This is a genomic window from Saccharopolyspora indica (assembly GCF_027853965.1).
Taxonomy (GTDB): Bacteria; Actinomycetota; Actinomycetes; order Mycobacteriales; family Pseudonocardiaceae; genus Saccharopolyspora; species Saccharopolyspora indica.
Map to the genome: position 1 here is coordinate 115,433 of NZ_JAQGLB010000010.1, position 20,078 is coordinate 135,510.

The window sequence follows — 20,078 nt, forward strand, 5'->3', positions numbered from 1 at the left end:
CCGCTCGGGTGGCGGGTGAAGGGCACCTTTGACCAAGTAAGTGGGCGAAAGGTGCCCTTCACCTCGAAAAATCGGTCAGCTCAGGCCGGTGATCCGGCTGCGCTCGTCGATGAGGAGATCCGTTCGCGGCCGTCGCTGATGGCCGCGCGGGTCAGCTCTTGGTGATCGAGTCGGCGAAGGCCAGTGCCGGTTCGAGCTGGGCGGTCGCGATGCGCAGGTCGTGCCCCGCGCCGGGGACGATGGTCAGGCTGGCCCGACCGCCGGCGGCCGTGACCGCGCGGTGCATGTTCTGGGTCTGCTCGTGCGGGATCAGGCAGTCGGAATCGCCGGCGGCGAAGCTGATCGGCGCGATCTCGCGTGCGGTGGGCAGGTAGGTCGCGGGATCGGCCTGGCGCAGCTCGTCGGCCACGGCTTCGGTCTGCAGGCCGCCTCGCAGCCAGATCGACTCCGGAGATTCCGGTGGGTCGTGCTTCAGCACGTTGCCGTTGCAGGCGGGTGGTGTGCTGCCGGCGAACTGCGGGTCCATCTTCCCGAAGTCGTACGGGCCGTACCAGGCGACAGCGCCCTGCACGGCGCTGGAGACCTCGGCGTTGCCGAGGCTGTCGTCGTCGAACGGCGTGCGCTGGTCCCCGGTGACGGCGGCCATCGTGGACATGTACGCACCTGCCGACGAACCCCAGGTGATGAACCGGTCCGGGTCGACGCGGTATTCGGTGGCGTGCGCCCGGAGCCAGCGGATCGCGGCCTTGACGTCCTGGGCTCCGGCCGGGAACGCGGCCTCGCAGCTGAGCCGGTAGTTGATGCTGGCGACGGCGTAGCCCCGCGAGAGCTGCGCCGACACCACGTGCAGATCTCCCGGTTGTGCCTTGTCGCCCTGGATGAAACCGCCGCCGTGGATCAGGATGATCAGCGGTGCGGCCCCGGATTTCTGCTGCGGCAGGTAGAGATCGAGCTTCTGCGCGGGCGAAGTCGTCGCGTACGCGAGGTCGCGGTGCGCGGGTTCGGGCGCTGGTGTCGGCTTCTGCATCGGCAGGTCGGGAAGTTCCGCGGGCGGACGGCTCTCCGGGCGGCCGTCGGGGCCGCAGGTCGTGGGCGTGATCGTCGGTGCCGCCGATGGCGGCTGAACGGCCGTGCTGTCGGCGCAAGCGGTCAGCAGCAGGGCGGCGACGACGAGCACGCTCGCTCGGGCGGCTGCTCTTCGTCCGGTGCGATCGGCCGAGGCCGCAGTTCGAGCGCTCACAGGTTCACTCCGTTGTTCGCGAGACGAGTTACTAACACGTGTTAGTAAAGTTAGCACAGCGCTCGGGAAGGAGGGGTGATCCGCAGGTGAGCTGGTGGATCGCCGGTGCGTGCTAGCGTTCTGCGTCAGCAACCCGCAGGAGAGGCGATGTCTCCAGATCGGCGACAGCCAACCGCCCAGGACGTGGCGCGCGAAGCCGGTGTCTCCCGGACGACCGTCAGCTTCGTGCTCAACGACACGCCTGGTCAGTCGATCCCGGAATCCACCCGCCAGGCCGTCCTGGCCGCCGCGGATCGCCTGGGTTATGCCCCTTCCGCGGCCGCCCGCGCGCTCCGCTCCGGACGGAGCGAGGTCGTGCTGTGCCTGCTCGGCAGCTGGGTGGCCAGCCGGGAGAAGGACCGGTTCCTCGGCCTGATGACGGCGCACCTGGCGGAGGAGGGCTTCGCCTTCGTCGCGCACAGCAGGGCCTACACGGACCGGCCGGTGGACGACCTGTGGCGTGCGATCACGCCCGCGGCGGTGATCACGCTGCTGGATCTCTCGCCCGATGACCGCGCTGCCGTCGAACGATCAGGTGCGGCGATCGTCGAGGTCTCGCTCGACCCGCCGCGCTCCGGCCAAGTGGGGTCGGCGCTGAACCAGGCTGACATCGGGCGGATGCAGGTGGAGCACCTGGTGGCCCGCGGGCACCGGCGGATCGCGTACGTGTTCCCGGACGACCCCGGGCACGAACCGATGGCGGTCCGGCGATTGGACGGCGTCCGCGCCGAATGCCGGAAGCGCGACCTGGCCGACCCGTTCGTCCGAGCCCTGCCCGGTGGCGAAGGTGCCGCAGGCAACGTGGTGTCGGAACTCCGGCGCGGCCGGTGGCCGGTCACGGGTGTGTGCGCGTTCAGCGATGAGACCGCGTTCGCGCTGCTGGCGGGCATGCGGGAGAACGGTCTGCAGGCACCGGCGGACCTCGCCGTCATCGGAGTGGACGACGATCCGCTGGCCCGCTACTCGTACCCACCGCTGACCACGATCCGAGTCGACATGGCGGCCGAAGCCCGACGCCTGATCGATGCCGTCCTGGTCGCCTTGGGTCGAGAATCCCGCACGAAGCCGCCGCAGATCGAGGAACCGATCCTGAACCTCGTCGAGCGCGATTCGACCTGAGCCGGGACCGGCCGGGCGGTGCGAGGGGGCGTCGCATCGCCCGGCCGGGAAGGCCCGGTGCCGGGTGTCGGGGAGGGAGGCGGCCGGCACCGGGCCGGTCTACAGACGCCGCAACCCGGCGAGAATCCGTTGCAAGGGTGCGGGGTGGCAGTTTTGCCGGAAACTGCCACCCCGGCGTGCCCGGACTGTCCGGTCGGTTTCCGGCAAAACTGCCGCACGAGCCCAATCGCTTCGGCAATCAGGTTCGGTGCCGGGAAGTTCACTGGGCTCGTCGCCTGTTGGGCGCTGATCGACCGGGGGTGTGCGGAGCCGGTGGCGACCGCAGCTGCTGGTTTCGGCTTCGACTCGAGCGATCAAGTAGTGGACCGTCAACGCTCCTTCCCCGCCTCCGGCATGCTGAGGTTGGCGAGAGAAGAAATAGAGGGCGCAGTAGGCCGCAAGCGAGGTGACGGCGAGGATGGCGATTGCCCAAATGGCCACGAGGTTCGCGCTCATCCCTTCATCGCTTTCAGCTCGGAGTTGCAGCGCTGGCACGAAGGTGCGCGTATCCAGTCCATTTCGGACGGCTCGGCAATGGCGAACAGGTCGCCGCAGAAGGATTTGCCGCTTGTTCCTGCGTCGATGCGTCGACCGCTGAATGCGTGGCGGACCAGCCCGTAGCTGCTGGAATCGTCTACGACCGGAAGCCAGTGGTAGCGCAGTTGTCCGTTCGTTCCCGTCATGTCGACTCCTGTCTCCGTTCGCTGCGTCACCGCTCGATGACTGTGCGTTAGACGGTAATGGTTACCCGGTAACAAAGTCGACGTATGCGGCCCTGATCCGCCTGAACAGGTGATCTCGGGAGTTCGATCTCCCGTGCGAAGCTGGGCGCATGGCAGGAACCGCACGGCAAGTGCACTTGGGGCGTCAGCTCCGACAGTTGCGGACCAGCGCAGGTGTGTCCCTGGAGGAGGCGGCTGCGCACCTGGAGCGATCGCGAGCGACAGTGGGCCACTGGGAGCGTGGCCACTCCAGGGTGTCTGCGAAGGACTTGGATGCGCTGCTCAAGTTCTACCGGGCTCCGGAAGATCTGGTCGAACAGCTACAGAAACTGCGCCGGGAGAGCGGTCAACGCGGCTGGTGGCAGAGCTACAAGCTGCCGTCCGATCTCGCTCCGTTCGTCGGCTTTGAAGCCGAGGCCAGCGAGATCTTCCACTACGAGCTGGGTCTGATTCCGGGATTGCTGCAGACGGAGGGCTACGCGAGAGCGGTGCACGAGGTGGGACGGCTCAAGCTGTCGGACGCCGAGCTCCAAAGCTGGGTCGACGTCCGACTCAAACGGCAGGAGAGGTTGAACAGCGGCGGTGGTCTGACCCTGCACGCGGTGATCGCGGAAGAAGCTCTCCACCGAGTGGTCGGCTCCCGGACGGTGATGGTCGATCAGCTCGAGCACCTGATTGCGGTGGCGAAGCGAAAGACGGTGAACTTGCAGGTGCTGCCGTTCTCGGCCGGTGCTCATGCTGGCTCAGTCGGTCCGATCACCGTGCTCCGGTTCGATGACGCCTCGCATGACGATGTGGCGTTCAGCGACACCCCGCTCGGCGGGCACGTCATCGACGACCTGCGAGACGTGGCCGAGCTTTCGCGGCTGTTCAGCGCGCTTCAAGCGCAGGCGCTTTCAGGAGAGGAGTCCGAGGGCCTGCTGCGTAGCATCGCGGATGCGCACGCCGGTTCGAAGGAGTGAGAGACATGGGCACGACACCTGAATGGCGCAAGTCCAGCCGCAGCGCTCAAGCAGGCAACTGCGTCGAGGTCGCCGTAAACCGGACGGATATCGCCTTGGTGCGTGACAGCAAGCTCGGAGATGAGTCGCCTGTCCTGCCGTTATCCCAGAAGACCTTTGCGAGCTTCCTCGGCTCGGTGAAGTCGGGGCGTTTCGACCCGCGTTGAGCGGCGCCCCCCTGATCGGGTGGTAGGTGAAGGGCACCTTTCGCCCAGTATGTTGGCGAAAGGTGCCCTTCACCGCGAGGGGATCAGTTGCGGGGGCGGGTGGTGAGGGGGCCGAGGGTTGCTGCTGCGATCATGAGCAGGGCGAAGGTGGTTGCGCCGGTGGTGAGGTTCGTTGCGTCCGTGAGGTAGCCGATCGCGACTGGGAGGGCTCCGGCGGGGAGGTAGCCGCCGAAGTTGAAGGCGGCGTTGGCCTCCGCTCGGCGGGCGGTGGGGACTTCTGCGCTCAGCATTGACAGGCCGCCCAGCTGGCCCAGGCCTTGGCCCGCGCCTGCCAGCATCGCTGCGGCGACCAGCGGTGGGATCGATGAGTGGTGCACTGCGAGCATCAGGGCCGCCATGCTCGCGACCGTGGCGGCGGCACCGGCCGTCAGGATGGTGCGGATGGGGAGCTGCTGGACCGCGAACTGCACCGCGGTCGCGGTCGCGAACATCACGAACGCCATGCCGCCGGCGAGGATGCGGCTTTCGGAGCCCAGCAGGTCGGACAGCAGCGACGGGCCGAGCGAGAGCACGAAGCCGGTCGCCGTGATGCCGGGGGCGAACACGGCGAGGCCGCGGAGCAGGTGCTCGCGGTTCTCCCGCGGCACCGACGGCAGGCGGATCCAGGGGCCGGTGCTCGTGCGGTTCCCCTTGCTGGGCAACGGCATTCGGAGGACCGCCAGCAGCGCGGTGACCAGCAGCAGGGCTTCGAGGGCGAACACGGTGACGGTCGGGCCGGGCAGCGCTTCGGCCAGCACCCCGGCCAGCAGGGGGCCGAGTCCTGCGCCGAGCACCATCGCTGTGGAGGCCAGCAGCGATCCGAGTCGGGTCCGCGACGGGCCCGCGACCTCGGTCACCGCCGCCATCCCCGCCGAGACCACGGCGCCGACTCCGACGCCGGTCAGCAGCCGCGCGACGGCGAGCGCCGGGACGGAAGTGGCGGTGGCGAACACCAGGCAGGACAGCACGCCGAGTGCGACCGCGGGCACCAGGACGGGCTTGCGGCCTAGGCGGTCCGAAGCCACGCCCGCCACCAGGAGCGTGCCGAGCAGTCCGGCGATGTAGCTGGCGTAGATCACCGTGAGCATGCCCGAGGAGAACCCGATCTCCCGCTGCCACAGCACGTAGAGCGGGGTGGCCGCGTTGGACAGCGCGAGCACCGCGGTGATCGGCCAGGCGGCCAGCCAGATCTCCCACTTCGGCGGTGCGGTCGGTTCGGCGGGTGGCGCGGATGCCTGGGACACGGACTTCCCCTCGTTGTACGATCAGATTCGAACTACGACTGGAGTCGAACATAGCCCTTGTTCGAAAAAAGTCGTACAACTACCTGAGGAGTGTTGCCCATGTCACCGTCGGCGAAAGCAGGCGCGCTGCCGGACCCGCTGCCCGAGCCCGCCGCCGAAGACCTGCGGCTGGAGGTCGTCTTCGGCGCGCTGTCGGACCCGCTCCGGATGGAGATCGTGCGCAAGCTGCTGGTGGAGTCGGGCGGCGTCTACCACCCGTGCGGCTGGTTCGGCTTCGACCGGCCGAAGTCCTCGCTGACGCACCACTTCAAGGCGCTGCGCGAGGCGGGCCTGATCCGCCAGCGCCAGTACGGCACCGAACGGCGCAGCCAGGTCCGCACCGAAGACCTCGACGCCCGCTTCCCCGGTCTCCTCGATCTCGTCGCGTCGTCGAAACCCGCCGCCGGGTGAGTGCGCGATTTCAAGGGGAATCGGACGTCCGACTTCCCTTGAAATCGCGTGGACCGGTCAGCTCAGGCCGGTGATCTGGCCGTGCTCGTCGATGTCGATGGACTCCGCCGCCGGGCGGGAGCCCAGGCCCGGCATCGTGCGCATCTCGCCGCAGATCGGGTAGATGAAGCCCGCACCCACCGAGGCCCGGACTTCTCGGACCGGGAGGGTCCAGCCCGTGGGAGCGCCGAGGAGGGTCGGGTCGGAGCTGAGGGAGAGGTGGGTTTTGGCGATGCAGATCGGGAGGTTCCCGTAGCCGTTCGCCTCGTAGCCGTCCAGGGCTCGGGCTGCGGCGGGGAGGTAGGAGACGCCGTCCGCGCCGTAGATCTTCGTCGCGATCGTCTCGATCTTGGCGCGCAGGTCCGCCGAATCCGGGTACAGGAGCTGGAAGCCGCTCGGTTCCTCGGCTGCGGCCACCACCGCTTCGGCCAGCTCCACCGCGCCCTTGCCGCCGTCCAGGTAGTGGTTGCTGACCGCCACGCGGGCGCCTTCGGCCTCGGCGATCTCGCGGATCGCCTCGTGCTCGCTGTGGTAGTCGGTGGGGAAGGCGTTGATCGCCACCACCGGCGACACCCCGTGCAGCCGGATGTTGTCAATCTGCTTGCGCAGGTTCGCCGCGCCCGCTCGCACGTCGTCCGGGTTCTCCGCCAGCATCGCCGCAGGTAGCGGCCTTCCCGCGACCACCTTGTAGCGGCCGGAGTGCGCCTTCAGCGCGCGCACCGTGGCCACCAGCACCGCCGCGTCCGGGCGCAGGCCGGAGGTGCGGCACTTGATGTTGAAGAACCGCTCGGCGCCCATGTCCGCGCCGAAGCCCGCTTCGGTCACCAGGTAGTCCGCGCAGCGGCTGGCGATGCGGTCGGCCACCACCGAGGAGTTGCCGTGCGCGATGTTTCCGAACGGGCCCGCGTGCACCAGCACCGGCGTGTTCTCGGTCGTCTGCATCAGGTTCGGCTTGATCGCCTCGCGCATGATCACCGCCATCGCGCCGCCCGCGCGCAGCTGCTCGGCGCTGACCGGCTCGCCGTCGCGGGTGTAGCCGACCACGATCCGGCCCAGCCGCTGCCGCATGTCCTGCAGCGACGTGGACAGCGCCAGCACCGCCATCACCTCGCTGGCCGCGGTGATGTCGAAGCCGGTCTGCCGGGGCGTGCCGTCGACCTTGCCGCCCAAGCCGGTGACGATGTTGCGCAGGTCGCGGTCGTTGACGTCCAGCACCCGCCGCCAGGTGATCCGGTGCTGGTCGATGCCCAGCGCGTTCCCCTTGTGCAGGTGGTTGTCCAGCATCGCGGCCAGCATGTTGTGCGCCGCGGTGACCGCGTGCATGTCGCCGGTGAGGTGCAGGTTCAGCGCCTCCATCGGCACCACCTGGCTGTAGCCGCCGCCCGCCGCGCCGCCCTTGATGCCGAAGGTCGGGCCCATCGACGGCTGCCGGATCGCAATCGCGGAGCGCTTGCCGAGGTGCCGCAGCGCCTGGCCGAGCCCCACCGTCGTGGTCGTCTTGCCCTCGCCCAACGGGGTGGGCGTGATGGCCGAGACGACGATGTAGCGGGCGGTGGGCTCGGCGGGCAGCTCGTCGAGCGCCTCCAGCGAGATCTTGGCGACGTTGCGGCCGTACGGTTCGAGCAGGTGGGGGCCGATGCCGAGCTGCGCCGCGACGTCCTCCAGCGGCTCGAGCGAGGTGTTGCGGGAGATGTCGAGGTCGGAGGGGATGTTCATGCGGGTACCTCCCTGAGCCGGGCGATCAGGTCGTGGCGCCACTGCACCGTCTTCGCGATCTCGTTGAAGGTGAAGAAGTGCCAGCCCGCGATGCCGCAGGAGGGGTCGACGAGGTGGGGGGAGAGCCCGTCGAACAGCTCCTCCGGTGTGTAGCGGGTGAGCAACTTCGACACTACGCCGTGCTGCTTGCGCAGGTAGCGCATCGACTCGCCCAGCCCGATCCGCAGCGAGATCCGCAGCAGCCTGCGCGCGTCCACCACACCGGGCACGCCGAGGTGGATCGGCAGCAGCACGCCGCGGGCGCGCACCGCCTTCACCCAGGACGCCACCGTCCGCGGGTCGTAGCAGATCTGCGAGACCACGTAGTCGGCGTAGCGGGACTTCTCGGTCATGGCCCGGACGGTCGTGGCGTCGGGGATGAACGCGTGCCGCTCCGGGTAGCCGGTGATGCCCACCCGCTCCGGACGGCGGCCGAGCTCGTCCATCGCGCGCAGCAGCGCGAGGGCATCGGGGAAGTCGCCGCGCGGAACCGGTGAATCCCCGGCCACCACGAACACCTCGGTGATGCCGAGCTCGTCGGTGCGGTCGAGCAGCGCGGTCAGGTGCGCGCGGTCGCCGATCATCCGGGCCGCCAGGTGCGGGACCACGTGCAGATCGCGTGCCCGCAGCTCAGCGGCCAGGTCCATGGTGGCCTCGATGCCCTTGGCCGGCGAGGCCGTGACCGTCACGGTGGTGCCCGCGGGCAGCAGTTCCGCCTGCGCCAGCACGCCTTTCAGCGGAATCACCTCGAACCGGGCGTGGTTCAGCGACTGCTGCAGGAGTTCGGGTTGGGTCTTCATCGTTGCTCACCTCCTTCAGTTGTTGGCTCGGGGTCAGTTGGTGCCAGGGGTTCGGTCTTCCTTGGGGTCGTGAGCGGTTTGGGGTGCTATAGCCCCTCAAAGCACTCACGACTACGCCGAGCCGACCAGGCGCTTGGGGATGTCCTTGGTCGGGTCCAGGAACGGCTTCTCCACCACGACCGCGTCCTGCGGGCCGTGCTGGGTGTGCACCACGAGTTCGGTGCCCAGGCCCTCGTAGGCGATCGGCACCATCGCGTAGCCGATGTTGCGCTCCAGGCGCGGCGAGTAGCAGGCCGAGGTGACCTCGCCGATGCGCAGGCCGTGCGGGTCGTGCACGTCGAAGACGTCGACCATCTCGCCGTCGTTGAACGAGCCCACGCCCGGCCCGCCGATCTCCACGCCGACCAGCTTGCGGCTGATGCCCTCCGCCTTGATCCGCCGCAGCGCGGCCTTGCCGATGAAGTCCGCCTCCTGCTCCAGGTCGACCATCCAGGTCTTCTCGAAGCCGTAGCCGACCTCGAACGGGTTGGTGTCGTAGGTGATGTCGCAGCCCCAGGACAGGATCCCGGCCTCGATGCGCCGGATGTGGCACGGCCCGATCACCCGCATGCCGTGCGGTTCGCCGGCCTGCCAGATGGCGTCCCACAGCCGCACGCCGTCGCGGCTGGCGTCGTGCAGGTAGATCTCGTAGCCCAGCTCGGCGGTGTAGCCGGTGCGCGAGACCACCACCTGCATGCCGTCCAGCTCGCGCTCCACCGCGTAGTAGTAGGGCACGTCGAGGATCGACTCGCCGAAGAGGTCGACCATCACGTCCCGCGACTTCGGGCCCTGGACCTGCACCGGCCCGACGTCGGGTTCGCGGATCTCGACGTCCACGCCCAGGTTGTGCGCCAGGCCCTTGGCCCACAGCAGCACGTCGCTGTCGGCCAGCGACAACCAGAAGCGGTTCTCGCCGAGCCGCAGCAGCACCGGGTCGTTGATGATGCCGCCGTCCTCGGCGGTGACGAACACGTACTTGCACTGCCCGACCTTGCACTTGGTCAGGTCGCGGGGCACGAGCATGTTGGTGAACTCGAAGGCGTCGGGGCCGGTGATCTCCACCTGCCGCTCGACACCGACGTCCCACAGCGTCACGCCCTCCAGCAGCGCCCAGTACTCGCCGACCGGATCGCCGTAGTGCCGCGGGTGGTAGGTGTGGTTGTACACGCTGTACAGGCCGACGCCGTGCCGCCGCGAGGCGTAGAAGAACGGCGACTTGCGCAGCCGCGGGTAGAGCAGGACACCGGGATTCGGGTTGATGGTCATGAGTGCTCCGCCTCCTCCGGGGTAGCCGATATCCGCGCCGCTGGTGGGGCAGCGCGGCCGGGTGTCTCCAGGGTTCGCGTGGAATGTGCTGATCAGCAGCGCATTCTGGTCATCTCGGGGTCGAAGACGGGGTCAGCGGCGACCGTCGCCGGATGCCGCTGGTCGAAGTAGGACACCTGCACGGAGGTGCCCGGTCGGGACAGTTCTGCGGGCAGCCAGGCGTAGGCCAGGCTGGCGCCGGTGCTGTAGCCGTAGCCGGCGCTCGTGGTGAACCCGACGGGTGCACCACCGGCGAACACCGGCTCGGAGCCCGTCAGCACGGTGCCGTCGTCGATCGTCAGGCAGCACAGCCGTCGCCGCGGCGGGCTCTCCCGCCGCCGCAGCAGCGCGTCCCGGCCGATGAAGTCGCCCTTGTCGGTCTTCACGGCGAAGCCGAGACCCGCTTCGTCCGGATCGTGCGAGCTCCACACGTCCGCCCCCCAGGCCCGGTATCCCTTCTCCAGGCGCAGCCCGTTGAAGGCGCCGCGCCCGCCGGGGAAGACGCCGTGCTCGGCGCCCGCCTCGGCCAGCAGGTCCCACAGCCGCCGGCCGAACTCCGCGGAGGTGTAGAGCTCCCAGCCGAGTTCGCCCACATAGGACAGCCGCAGTGCGACCACCGGAACCTCGCGCACGCGCAGCCGCTTGGCGCGGAAGAACCGGAAGGCCTGGTTCGAGACGTCGCGGTCGGCCAGCGCGGCGAGCACGTCGCGGGCGCGCGGGCCCCACAACCCGATGCAGCAGGTGCCGCCGGTGATGTCGCGGACCTGCGCGGTCTCGTCGGCGTGCCCGCGCAGCCAGGCGATGTCGCGCGGACCGTTGCAGCCGACCTGGAAGGTGTCCCGGCCGAGGCGGGCGACGGTGATGTCCGCGCGGATCCCGGCCGTCGGCTCCAGCAGCAGCGTGTAGGTCACGTAGCCGGGCGGCCGGTCGAGCTGGTTGGTGGTCAGCCGCTGCAGCAGGTCGAGCGCACCGCGCCCGGTGACTTCCGCCCTGGCCAGGGAAGTCATGTCGTACATCGCAACTCGCTCGCGGGTGGCCTGGTGTTCGGCGCCGACGATCGGGGACCAGTAGCGCCCTGCCCACGGGCCAGGCTGGACGATGTCGCGGCCGTCGACCAGGGACTTGTTGCTCTCGTACCAGTGCGGCCGCTCCCAGCCGTTGGCCTCCAGGAACACCGCGCCGAGCTCGCGCTGGCGGTCGTGGAACGGGCTGGTGCGCAGCGGGCGCGGGTGCTCGGGCGGCTGCTGCGGGTGGATGATGTCGTAGACCTCGCGGAAGCTCTGCGCGCCGCGCTCGGCCACGTAGGACGGGCTGTGCGCGAAGTCCTCGAAGCGGCGCAGATCGGCCTGGCGCAGGTCGATCTCGGGCACCCGCCCGGTCAGCCACTGCGCCATCATCTCGCCGACACCGCCGGCGTGGGTGATCCACACGGCCTCGGCGACCCAGAAGTTGCCGATCTCGTTGGACGGCCCGAGCACCGGCATCCCGTCGGCGGTGAACAGGAACAGGCCGTTCATGCCCTCGGCGATCTCGGTGCGGCGCAGCGCGGGCAGCAGCGCGCGGGCCTCGTCCCACGGCCCGGCGAAGTCCTCCGCGGTGAAGGGCTGCACCGATGCCATGCCCTTCCAGCCGCCGCCCTCGGACGGTGCTTCGGCCCCGTCGGTCGAGGTGGGCAGGATGTCGTTGCCGTCCACCGGAATCGCGCGGTGCCGGTAGGAGCCGATGCCGCAGCGGTCGTGGATCTGCCGGAAGTACATGGACCGGTCCTGGTGCCGCAGGATCGGCTGCTCCACCTCGCCGCGGGCGCCTGCCAGGCCCGGCACCGGGCCGGTCACCGCGTACTGGTGGGCCAGCGGCTGCACCGGGATCGACACCCCGGCCAGCCCGCCGATCTTCGGGCCCCAGATGCCCGCGCAGCACAGGACGGTCTGCACCGCGACATCGCCGCGGGTGGTGCGCACGGTGCGGACTTCGCCGCCCCGGACGTCGAAGCCGGTCACCTCGGTGTCGGCGGCGAACCGCACGCCCCGCCGCATCGCTTCGCGCGCCATGGCCTCGGCGGCGCGCACCGGCTTGGCGATGCCGTCGGTGGGCACGTGCAGGCCGCCGTGGATGCGCGTCGGATCGAGCTGCGGGATCAGCTCCTGGACCTGCCGCGGGTCGAGCAGCTCGCCGCGGATGCCCCACGCGGTGGCCAGGCCGAGCTTGCGCTTGAGGTCGTCCCAGCGCTCCGGCGTCGCGGCCACCTCGATCCCGCCGACCTGGTGGTAGCAGGGGAGTCCGTCGAGCTCCAGCCCGGCGTAGGTCTCGACGGTGCGGGTGGCCAGCCGGCTCATCGACTCCGAGGGGTTGGTCTGGAAGACCAGGCCGGGCGCGTGCGAACTGGAACCTCCGGTGGCGAACAGCGGTCCCTGCTCGACGACGAGGACGTCGGTGACTCCGAGGCGCGCGAGGTGGTGAGCGGTGCTGCATCCCACGATGCCTGCGCCGATGAGGAGCACTTGGGCGCTGGAATCCATAGCTGCCGCCTTGTTGCGTCTACGACAACCCACTGCGTCTAACGCAACGGTGCACCTCGGCGAGGGCGCACGTCAAGGACACGGGAGGACCAATTCGGGGCTCGGCCTGGTCAACTGCCGTGAGTGCTTTGGGGTGCTATGACGCCCCAAAACGCGCACGGCCCACCCACAACCAAGCCATTCGCGCGAACCAAGCACGCGCGGCGCGTCAGATGGCTTGGCGGATGGACTTCTCGAAGTGGTCGACGTGGGTGACCGCGATCCGGTCTGCTCGGTCGGCGTCCGCGGCGATGATCGCCTTGAGGAGGTCCGCGTGCTCCCCGACGTGGTCGGCGACGTTCGGGAGGCGGTCGAAGAACAGGTGCCAGATGCGCAGGGCCAGGTTGTAGTACTGGCCGAGAGTGGTTTCCAGGTAGCGGTTGTGGGTGCAGCGGTAGATCGTGCGGTGCACCCGGGCGTCGACGTCCATGATCACCGGCTGGTCGCCGGAGAGGTCTTCGGCGAGCACGCGCAGCTCGTCGAGCTCGGCACGCTCGGCGTCGGTGGCGCGCTCGGCGGCGCGGCGCGCGGCGTGGCCCTCCAGGCGGCGGCGCACGTCGGCGATCAGCGCGTGGTCGGTGATGTTGACCTCGGTGACGAAGGTTCCGCGCCGCGGGTAGATCGCCACCAGCGACTCCGACTCCAGCCGCTTGACGGCCTCCCGGAACGGGGTGCGGCCGATGCCGAGCTCGCCGGTCAGCGGCTCCTCGGGCACCGGGGCGCCGGGCGGCAGCTGCAGGGTCAGGATCAGGTCGCGCAACGTCAGGTAGGCGCGCTCGGCCTGCGAGGGGGAATTGACGGCTGCGGACACGTCTCGTAGCCTACCCCACAGACTGATATATCAGTTTGCACAACACAGTTCCCCCTGGTCACTCCCGTTTTGGAGGCCGCGGTGGTTTCCACTCCCCTTCCCGAACCGCCGCCGAGGCTGTGGCGCAACCCGGATCCGAAGCGGCACTACGACGTGGTGATCGTCGGCTCCGGTGGGCACGGCCTGGCCACGGCCTACTACCTGGCGCGCAACCACGGCATCCGGGACGTCGCGGTGCTCGAACGCGGCTGGCTGGCCGGCGGCAACATGGCCCGCAACACCACGATCATCCGCTCCAACTACCTCTTCGACGAGAGCGCCTCGCTCTACAACCACGCGCTGGACCTGTGGGAGGCGCTGCCCGCCGAGCTGGACTACGACTTCCTGCTCAGCCAGCGCGGGGTGCTCAACCTGGTGCACACCGAGCAGGAGGTGCGCGACTCGCGGCGGCGGGTGTTCGCCAACCAGCTCAACGGGATCGACGCGGAGTGGGTCGAGCCCGCCGAGATCGCCGAGCTGTGCCCGATCCTGAACCTCTCCGCCGACGTCCGGTACCCGGTGCTGGGCGCGACGTTGCAGCGCCGCGGCGGGATCGCCAAGCACGACCACGTCGCCTGGGCCTTCGCTCGCAAGGCCGACGAGATGGGCGTGGACCTGATCCAGGGCTGCGAGGTGACCGGGTTCCAGCTCGACGGCGACCGGGTCACCGGGGTCGAGACCTCCCTCGGCCCGATCGGCGCCGACCGGGTCGCGCTCGCCGCTGCCGGGCGCACCTCGCTGCTCACCGATCAGCTCGGCCTGCGCCTGCCGCTGCAGAGCCATCCGCTGCAGGCGCTGGTGTCCGAGCTGCTCGAACCGGTCCACCCGTGCGTGGTGATGTCCAACCACGTGCACGTCTACTGCAGCCAGGCGCACAAGGGCGAGCTGGTGCTCGGCGCGGGCATCGACAGCTACAACGGCTACGGCCAGCGCGGCTCGGTGCACGTGATCGAGCGGCAGATGGCGGCGGCGCTGGAGCTGTTCCCGATCTTCGCGCGAGCGCACGTGATCCGGACCTGGGCGGGCACCGTGGACGTCACCCCGGACGCCTCGCCGATCATCGGCCCGACGCCGTACGAGAACCTCTACCTCAACTGCGGTTGGGGGACGGGCGGTTTCAAGGCGACACCGGGCGTCGGCTGGGTGTACGCGCACACCATCGCCACCGGCCGTCCGCACCCGCTCAACGCGCCCTACGGCCTGGAGCGCTTCACCACCGGTGCCCTCATCGACGAGCACGGCGCCGCCGCCGTCGCCCACTGAGGAATTGGAGCGCCTGATGCTGCTGATCCACTGCCCCTGGTGCGGGGACCGGGACGAGGCCGAGTTCCACTACGGCGGGCAAGCCCACGTCGACTTCCCCGACAACCCCGCCGAGCTGGACGACGCGGCGTGGGCGGAATACCTGTTCGTCCGCGACAACCCGCGCGGGCTGTTCCACGAGCGGTGGGCGCACGCAGCGGGCTGCCGCCGCTGGTTCGACGTCGTCCGAGACACCGCGACCAACGAGATGCGTCCCGAGAAGGTGGTGCCATGACACGGCTTCCGGCGGGAGGTCGCATCGACCGCTCCCGCGCGCTGCGGTTCTCCTTCGACGGTATCGAGCTCACCGGCCACCCCGGTGACACGCTGGCGTCGGCGCTGCTGGCCAACGGCCGCATCGAGGTCGGCCCGTCGATCTACCGCGACCGGCCGCGCGGCATCGTCACCGCCGACGGCACCGAACCGAACGCGCTGGTGCAGGTGCTCAGCGGTGGCCCGGAGCCGATGGTGCCCGCCACGACGCTGGAACTGCACGACGGCCTGCAGGTGGCGAGCCTGTCCGGCGTCGGCTGGCTCAGCGGCGCACCGGATCCCGCGGTCCACGACAAGAAGTACGTGCACGCCGACGTGGTCGTCGTCGGCGCGGGCCCGGCCGGGATCGCCGCCGCGCTGGCCGCCGGGCGCAGCGGCGCGCGGGTGCTGCTGGTCGAGCAGTGGCGCGAGCTGGGCGGGGCGCTGCTGGACGGCGGCGAGCGCATCGACGGCCGCAGCGCGGGGGAGTGGATCGCCCGCGCGGCACGGGAATTCGTCGACATGCCGGAGGTCCGGGTGCTCACCCGCGCCGCCGCGGTCGGTCTCTACGACCACAACTACCTGCTCATCGCCGAGCGGCGCGGCAACCGCCAGCGGCTGTGGCACGTGCGCGCGCAGCGGGTCGTGCTGGCCACCGGAGCCCACGAGCGGCCGATGGTCTTCGCCGACAACGACCGGCCCGGCATCATGCTCGCCTCGGCGGTGCGCACCTACCTCAAGCGGTTCGCGGTGCTGCCCGGCCGGGACGCGGTCGTGGTCACCACGTCCGACAGCGCGTACCTGACCGCGGCCGACCTCGCCGCTGCCGGGGCCCGGGTCCGCGCGGTGGTCGACACGCGGCCGGAACCACCGCAGCGGCTCGTCGAACTGGCGGAATCCCTGGGCGCGCAGGTGTTCACCGGCTCCGCCGTCATCGGGACGACCGGGGACCGGCGAATCACCTCCGCGCGCATCGGGGGAGCGGGAACGCCGGTCGACGTGGCGTGCGACCTGCTGGCGGTGTGCGGCGGGTGGAACCCCGCGGTGCAGCTGTTCAGCCAGGCGGGCGGGGCGCTGCGCTGGGACCGGCTGGTGGCCGGGTTCGTGCCGGAGCAGGAAGCCGGGCGACCCAAGGTGATCGGGGCCGCGCGCGGTACTTACGACCTCGCGGGTTGCCTCGCCCAAGGGCTGGCAGCGGGCGCGGAAGCGGCCACCGCCAGCGGCTTCCGGATCGCGGCTCCGCCGGTGCCGCCGGTGACCGGCGACCGGCCGGTCAGCGCGCCGCAACCGGTGTGGCTGGTGCCGGGGGAATCCGGCGAACCGGCGGAGTGGACGCAGCACTTCGTCGACCTGCAGCGCGATGCCACGGTCGCCGACGTGTGGCGCGCGATCGGCGCCGGGATGCGCTCGGTCGAGCACGTCAAGCGCTACACCACCATCGGCACCGGCAGCGACCAGGGCAAGACCTCCGGCGTCAACGCCATCGGCATCATCGCCGAGGCGCTGGGCGCGGAGTCGCCGGGCGAGGTCGGCACCACGACCTTCCGGCCGCCGCACAGCCCGGTGACGTTCGCGCTGCTGGCCGGGCGCGACCGGGGTGTGCTGCACGATCCGGTGCGCACCACGCCGATGCACTCCTGGCACGTGGCGCACGGGGCGGAGTTCGAGGACGTCGGGCAGTGGAAGCGGCCCCGGTACTACCCGGGCCAGGGCGAGGACATGGCCGCCGCGGTGCACCGCGAATGCCTGGCCGCGCGCACCGGGGTCGCGATGCAGGACGTCTCCACGCTCGGCCGGATCGAGGTCGTCGGGCCGGACGCGCCGGAGTTCCTGAACCGCGTCTACACCAACGCCTTCGCCAAGCTCCAGGTCGGCAAGGCCCGCTACGGGGTGATGTGCCGCGCCGACGGGATGGTCTTCGACGACGGCGTGTCCATGAGGCTGGCCGAGGACCGCTACCTGATGAGCACCACCACCGGCGGTGCCGCGGCGGTGCTGGAGTGGCTGGAGGAGTGGCTGCAGACCGAGTGGCCGCACCTGGCGGTGCACTGCACCTCGGTGACCGAGCAGTGGGCCGCGGTGGCCGTGGTCGGGCCCGATTCGCGGGCGGTGGTGGGCAGGCTGGCCCCGGACCTGGACGTCTCGAACGAGGCCTTCGGCTTCCTGGAGTTCCGGGAAACCGCGCTGGGCAACGGGATCCCGGCCCGGATCAGCCGGATCTCGTTCTCCGGCGAGCTGGCCTACGAGATCAACGTGGCGTCCTGGTACGGCCTGGCGCTGTGGGAGGCCGTCCACGAAGCCGGGCAGGACTTCGGCATCACGCCCTACGGCACCGAGACCATGCACGTGCTGCGCGCGGAGAAGGGCTTCGTGATCGTCGGGCAGGACACCGACGGCACCGTGACGCCGCAGGACCTGGGCATGGACTGGGTGGTGTCCAAGCGCAAGGACTTCATCGGCAAGCGCTCCTTCGCCCGGCCCGACACCGCCCGCGCCGACCGCAAGCAGCTGGTCGGGCTGCTCCCGGTGGACCCGGGCGAGCTGCTGCCGGAGGGCGCGCACCTGGTGGAGCCGGACGTGCCGCTGACGCCGCCGGTGCCGATGCTCGGGCACGTCACCTCCAGCTACCGCAGCGCGATCCTGGAGCGCGCCTTCGCGATGGCGCTGGTCCGCGGTGGCCGCGGGCGCATCGGCGAGGTGCTGCACGTGCCGGTCGACGGCAGGCGCATCCCGGTCGAGGTGACCGATCCGGTGTTCTACGACGTGGAAGGAGCCCGCCGTGACGGTCGCTAGCCAGGCCCGCCGGAAGGCCGACACCCTGCGCCGCAGCCCGCTGGCCGCGCGCGCCGACGAGCTCGCCGCCCGCAGCGGAGCCGCCGTCGCGCTGGCCGAGGAACCGTTCCTGACCCAGGTGAACCTCCGCGTGCACCCGGGCAGCCCGGCGGTGGCCCGCATCGAGCACGCACTGAACCTGGCACTGCCGCACCACGAGCCGAACCTCGTCTCCGGCGACGAGACCGCGGCGGCCCTGTGGCTGGGCCCCGACGAGTGGCTCCTGATCGGCCCCGACGGCCGAGCACCGACCCTCCTCCCGGCCCTGGCAGAAGCCCTGGCGGACTCCCTGGGCTCCACAGTGGACGTGTCAGCCAGCCGAACCGCGCTGCGCCTCTCCGGCCCCAGATCCCGCGACGTCCTGGAGAAGCTCTGCTCCCTGGACCTGCACCCCAGATCCTTCCCGCCGACCCGCTGCGCCCAAACCCTGGTAGGCAGAACCCAAGCGATCCTCTGGCACCTGGACCACGAACCCACCTACCGCCTGCTGGTCCGCAACTCCTACGCCCCCTACCTGGCAGACCTCCTCCTGGACGCCATGCACGAGTTCACCCCAGAATGAGCCGAACCAACCGAAGGGCACCTTTCACCAACTAACCAGGCGAAAGGTGCCCTTCACGCCACCTCGTACGGATGACGAACGCCTCCCCCCGCCGCCGCGGTGCACCTGCGCCTCGATCGAGCGAGAGGTGAAGGGCACCTTTTAGCAACTAACTTGCCTAAAGGTGCCCTTCACCGGGGTCGCCACTCGTTCGGGGAGCAGGTGAAGGGCACCTTTCACCAACTATGCGGGCGAAAGGTGCCCTTCACCCCACCCACCCGCGTCCGCCGCGCGAGTTTTCTCGCGGTGAAGGGCACCTTTTGGCGAGTAAGTTGCCTAAAGGTGCCCTTCACCGCGATTCGGGCGGGTGGTGAGGGTGGTGGTGAGGCGGCGGCGGTGGGTGGCGAACTGCTTGGGGTTGTTCATCGCCAGGAGCGCTACCTGGCGGCCGCCGCGGTGGTAGGCGGCGACGAAGCGGCGGGATGCCAGGGAGCCTTCCACCACGGTGATCCGGTCCTTCGGGCTCGCGTAGCCCGCGAACTGCAACGTCGAGCCGTACTGGCGCGACCAGAAGTGCGGGACGCCGGTGTAGTGCGCCACGGTGCGCCCGGCCAGCAGGTTGCGGACCGCGACCGGTGGTTGGTTCATCGCCGTCGACCAGTGGTCGCTGCGCACCGTGCGCGGGTGGTGCGGCGGCCGGTAGCGGGCGATGTCGCCGACGGCCACCACGTTCGGGATCGCGGTGGCGCAACCGGAGTCGGTGAGCACGCCGTCGCGGAGCTTCAGGCCGGAGCCGCGCAGCCAGTGCGTCGCGGGTTCCGCGCCCACCTCGACCACGACCGCGTCCGCCGGGAGCACCCGCCCGTCGGCCAGTTCGACGCCGGTCACCCGGTCCTCGGTCAGCACCCGGATCGCGGGCGTTCCGCACCGCACCCGCACGCCGTGGTCCTCGTGCTGCGCGAAGTGCAGCGGCGCCAGTTCGATGCCGAGAGTTCGCGCCAGCGGCAGGTGCTGGGCGTCGACGAGCGTCACGTTGGCGCCCAGCGACCGGCAGCTGGAGGCGATCTCGGTGCCGATCAGGCCGGCACCGACCACGACGACCCGCGCTCCGGCGCTGACGTCCTCGCGCAGCGCGAGCGCGTCGTCGATGGTGCGCATCCGGTGGCTGCCGGGCGCTTCGCCGGTGCCGGGCAGGCTCCGCCGCGCCGAACCGGTCGCCAGCACGACCCCGTCCACCCGGACCTCGCTGCCGTCGGCGAGCACCACCGCGCCGCGCCGGGTGTCCAGCCGGACCGCCGCGATGCCCAGCCGCCACTCCGCGGCCAGGTCGGCTTCCTCCTGGTCGCTGCCCAGCGCGAGTTCTTCCGGTTGCAGCTGCCCGGCCAGGAACTCCTTGGACAGCGCCGGCCGGTCGTAGGGCCGGTGCGGTTCGGCGCCGATGATCACCAGCCGCCCGTCGAAGCCCTGTTCGCGCAGCTCCTGCGCGGCTCGCCAGCCCGCCACCGAGGAACCGACGACGGCGACCGCCCTCATGCGGCGCTCACGGCCGGTGCGGCCACGAAGAATGACGACAAGCCGACCTCCGTTGCACAATGAGGAACAGCGCGTAGTATGTGCAACAAATCTGACCCTCTGGCCACGACAACGTCAAGAGGGACAACGGATGAGCTTTTCCGATCTCGCAGTCCGGGGCGGCATCCGAGGCCCCGCCCACGCGAAAAGCTGGATGGTTCTGGAATGTGCAC

General features: G+C 70.3%; 17 protein-coding genes. 8 read left to right on the forward strand and 9 right to left on the reverse strand.

The window, feature by feature from the left end; genetic code table 11:
* Positions 1 to 151 precede the first annotated feature (151 nt).
* Positions 152 to 1,240 (reverse strand): alpha/beta hydrolase, encoded by a 1,089-nt coding sequence (locus tag OU416_RS22230; RefSeq protein ID WP_270928941.1) that lies wholly within the window; start codon positions 1,238 to 1,240, stop codon positions 152 to 154.
* A gap of 147 nt (positions 1,241 to 1,387) precedes the next feature.
* Between OU416_RS22230 and OU416_RS22235 the strand changes: the two genes are divergently transcribed.
* Entirely contained in the window at positions 1,388 to 2,398 is a 1,011-nt protein-coding gene (locus tag OU416_RS22235) for a LacI family DNA-binding transcriptional regulator (protein WP_270928942.1), read from the forward strand.
* Positions 2,399 to 2,889: 491 nt separating this feature from the next.
* Here the strand turns inward: OU416_RS22235 and OU416_RS22240 are convergent, their stop codons facing one another.
* On the reverse strand, positions 2,890 to 3,120 hold the full coding sequence (locus tag OU416_RS22240; RefSeq protein WP_270928943.1) for a hypothetical protein: 231 nt from the start codon (positions 3,118 to 3,120) through the stop codon (positions 2,890 to 2,892).
* 149 nt (positions 3,121 to 3,269) lie between these two features.
* Here OU416_RS22240 and OU416_RS22245 point away from each other — a divergent pair, with 149 nt between their 5' ends.
* Positions 3,270 to 4,121: a helix-turn-helix domain-containing protein gene (locus OU416_RS22245; protein ID WP_270928944.1), complete on the forward strand. Its 852-nt coding sequence runs from the start codon at positions 3,270 to 3,272 to the stop codon at positions 4,119 to 4,121.
* Positions 4,122 to 4,126: 5 nt separating this feature from the next.
* Positions 4,127 to 4,327, forward strand: a complete 201-nt coding sequence (locus OU416_RS22250) for a DUF397 domain-containing protein (protein WP_270928945.1) — start codon at positions 4,127 to 4,129, stop codon at positions 4,325 to 4,327.
* Positions 4,328 to 4,410: 83 nt separating this feature from the next.
* Here OU416_RS22250 and OU416_RS22255 read toward each other — a convergent pair whose 3' ends face one another.
* Positions 4,411 to 5,610 carry an MFS transporter gene (locus tag OU416_RS22255; RefSeq protein ID WP_270928946.1) on the reverse strand — a complete coding sequence of 400 codons (1,200 nt, stop codon included), beginning with the start codon at positions 5,608 to 5,610 and terminating at the stop codon, positions 4,411 to 4,413.
* A 99-nt stretch (positions 5,611 to 5,709) separates the two neighbouring features.
* On the opposite strand from OU416_RS22255, the gene OU416_RS22260 reads away from it, so the two are divergent.
* Positions 5,710 to 6,060, forward strand: a complete 351-nt coding sequence (locus tag OU416_RS22260; RefSeq protein ID WP_270928947.1) for an ArsR/SmtB family transcription factor — start codon at positions 5,710 to 5,712, stop codon at positions 6,058 to 6,060.
* A gap of 57 nt (positions 6,061 to 6,117) precedes the next feature.
* Here the strand turns inward: OU416_RS22260 and OU416_RS22265 are convergent, their stop codons facing one another.
* The 5 genes from OU416_RS22265 to OU416_RS22285 all read right to left on the reverse strand — a co-directional run bounded on the left by OU416_RS22265 (position 6,118) and on the right by OU416_RS22285 (position 13,367).
* The gene (locus OU416_RS22265; RefSeq protein WP_270928948.1) at positions 6,118 to 7,815 is read right to left on the reverse strand and encodes a formate--tetrahydrofolate ligase; all 1,698 of its coding nucleotides are present in this window, start codon (positions 7,813 to 7,815) and stop codon (positions 6,118 to 6,120) included.
* Positions 7,812 to 8,654: a methylenetetrahydrofolate reductase gene (locus tag OU416_RS22270; RefSeq protein WP_270928949.1), complete on the reverse strand. Its 843-nt coding sequence runs from the start codon at positions 8,652 to 8,654 to the stop codon at positions 7,812 to 7,814. The genes OU416_RS22265 and OU416_RS22270 overlap by 4 nt, the downstream gene beginning before the upstream one ends.
* 111 nt (positions 8,655 to 8,765) lie before the next feature.
* Positions 8,766 to 9,959, reverse strand: coding sequence for a glycine cleavage T C-terminal barrel domain-containing protein (locus OU416_RS22275; protein ID WP_270928950.1), 1,194 nt, complete (start codon positions 9,957 to 9,959; stop codon positions 8,766 to 8,768).
* 92 nt (positions 9,960 to 10,051) lie between these two features.
* Complete coding sequence (locus OU416_RS22280; RefSeq protein ID WP_270928951.1) at positions 10,052 to 12,517, reverse strand: GcvT family protein; 2,466 nt, start codon at positions 12,515 to 12,517, stop codon at positions 10,052 to 10,054.
* 208 nt (positions 12,518 to 12,725) lie between these two features.
* Entirely contained in the window at positions 12,726 to 13,367 is a 642-nt protein-coding gene (locus OU416_RS22285; protein WP_270928952.1) for a GntR family transcriptional regulator, read from the reverse strand.
* Between the two features lie 81 nt (positions 13,368 to 13,448).
* On the opposite strand from OU416_RS22285, the gene OU416_RS22290 reads away from it, so the two are divergent.
* From OU416_RS22290 to OU416_RS22305, 4 genes are read left to right on the forward strand one after another with little or no spacing between them, the layout of a single operon-like run.
* Positions 13,449 to 14,669 carry a sarcosine oxidase subunit beta family protein gene (locus OU416_RS22290; RefSeq protein WP_270928953.1) on the forward strand — a complete coding sequence of 407 codons (1,221 nt, stop codon included), beginning with the start codon at positions 13,449 to 13,451 and terminating at the stop codon, positions 14,667 to 14,669.
* A 16-nt stretch (positions 14,670 to 14,685) separates the two neighbouring features.
* Positions 14,686 to 14,943 (forward strand): sarcosine oxidase subunit delta, encoded by a 258-nt coding sequence (locus tag OU416_RS22295; RefSeq protein ID WP_270928954.1) that lies wholly within the window; start codon positions 14,686 to 14,688, stop codon positions 14,941 to 14,943.
* Positions 14,940 to 17,753 carry a 2Fe-2S iron-sulfur cluster-binding protein gene (locus OU416_RS22300; RefSeq protein ID WP_270928955.1) on the forward strand — a complete coding sequence of 938 codons (2,814 nt, stop codon included), beginning with the start codon at positions 14,940 to 14,942 and terminating at the stop codon, positions 17,751 to 17,753. Before OU416_RS22295 ends, OU416_RS22300 begins: the two co-directional genes overlap by 4 nt.
* The gene (locus tag OU416_RS22305) at positions 17,740 to 18,354 is read left to right on the forward strand and encodes a sarcosine oxidase subunit gamma (RefSeq protein ID WP_270928956.1); all 615 of its coding nucleotides are present in this window, start codon (positions 17,740 to 17,742) and stop codon (positions 18,352 to 18,354) included. Before OU416_RS22300 ends, OU416_RS22305 begins: the two co-directional genes overlap by 14 nt.
* Before the next feature lie 315 nt (positions 18,355 to 18,669).
* On the opposite strand, the gene OU416_RS22310 is transcribed toward OU416_RS22305, so the two are convergent.
* On the reverse strand, positions 18,670 to 19,866 hold the full coding sequence (locus tag OU416_RS22310; RefSeq protein WP_270928957.1) for an NAD(P)/FAD-dependent oxidoreductase: 1,197 nt from the start codon (positions 19,864 to 19,866) through the stop codon (positions 18,670 to 18,672).
* Positions 19,867 to 20,078 lie beyond the last annotated feature (212 nt).

Coding starts and splice junctions, on each gene's coding strand:
- OU416_RS22235 (WP_270928942.1), top strand. CDS start 1,388: ATGTCTCCAGATCGGCGACAGCCAACCGCCCAGGACGTGGCGCGCGAA.
- OU416_RS22240 (WP_270928943.1), bottom strand. CDS start 3,120: ATGACGGGAACGAACGGACAACTGCGCTACCACTGGCTTCCGGTCGTA.
- OU416_RS22245 (WP_270928944.1), top strand. CDS start 3,270: ATGGCAGGAACCGCACGGCAAGTGCACTTGGGGCGTCAGCTCCGACAG.
- OU416_RS22250 (WP_270928945.1), top strand. CDS start 4,127: ATGGGCACGACACCTGAATGGCGCAAGTCCAGCCGCAGCGCTCAAGCA.
- OU416_RS22260 (WP_270928947.1), top strand. CDS start 5,710: ATGTCACCGTCGGCGAAAGCAGGCGCGCTGCCGGACCCGCTGCCCGAG.
- OU416_RS22265 (WP_270928948.1), bottom strand. CDS start 7,815: ATGAACATCCCCTCCGACCTCGACATCTCCCGCAACACCTCGCTCGAG.
- OU416_RS22270 (WP_270928949.1), bottom strand. CDS start 8,654: ATGAAGACCCAACCCGAACTCCTGCAGCAGTCGCTGAACCACGCCCGG.
- OU416_RS22275 (WP_270928950.1), bottom strand. CDS start 9,959: ATGACCATCAACCCGAATCCCGGTGTCCTGCTCTACCCGCGGCTGCGC.
- OU416_RS22280 (WP_270928951.1), bottom strand. CDS start 12,517: ATGGATTCCAGCGCCCAAGTGCTCCTCATCGGCGCAGGCATCGTGGGA.
- OU416_RS22295 (WP_270928954.1), top strand. CDS start 14,686: ATGCTGCTGATCCACTGCCCCTGGTGCGGGGACCGGGACGAGGCCGAG.
- OU416_RS22300 (WP_270928955.1), top strand. CDS start 14,940: ATGACACGGCTTCCGGCGGGAGGTCGCATCGACCGCTCCCGCGCGCTG.
- OU416_RS22310 (WP_270928957.1), bottom strand. CDS start 19,866: ATGAGGGCGGTCGCCGTCGTCGGTTCCTCGGTGGCGGGCTGGCGAGCC.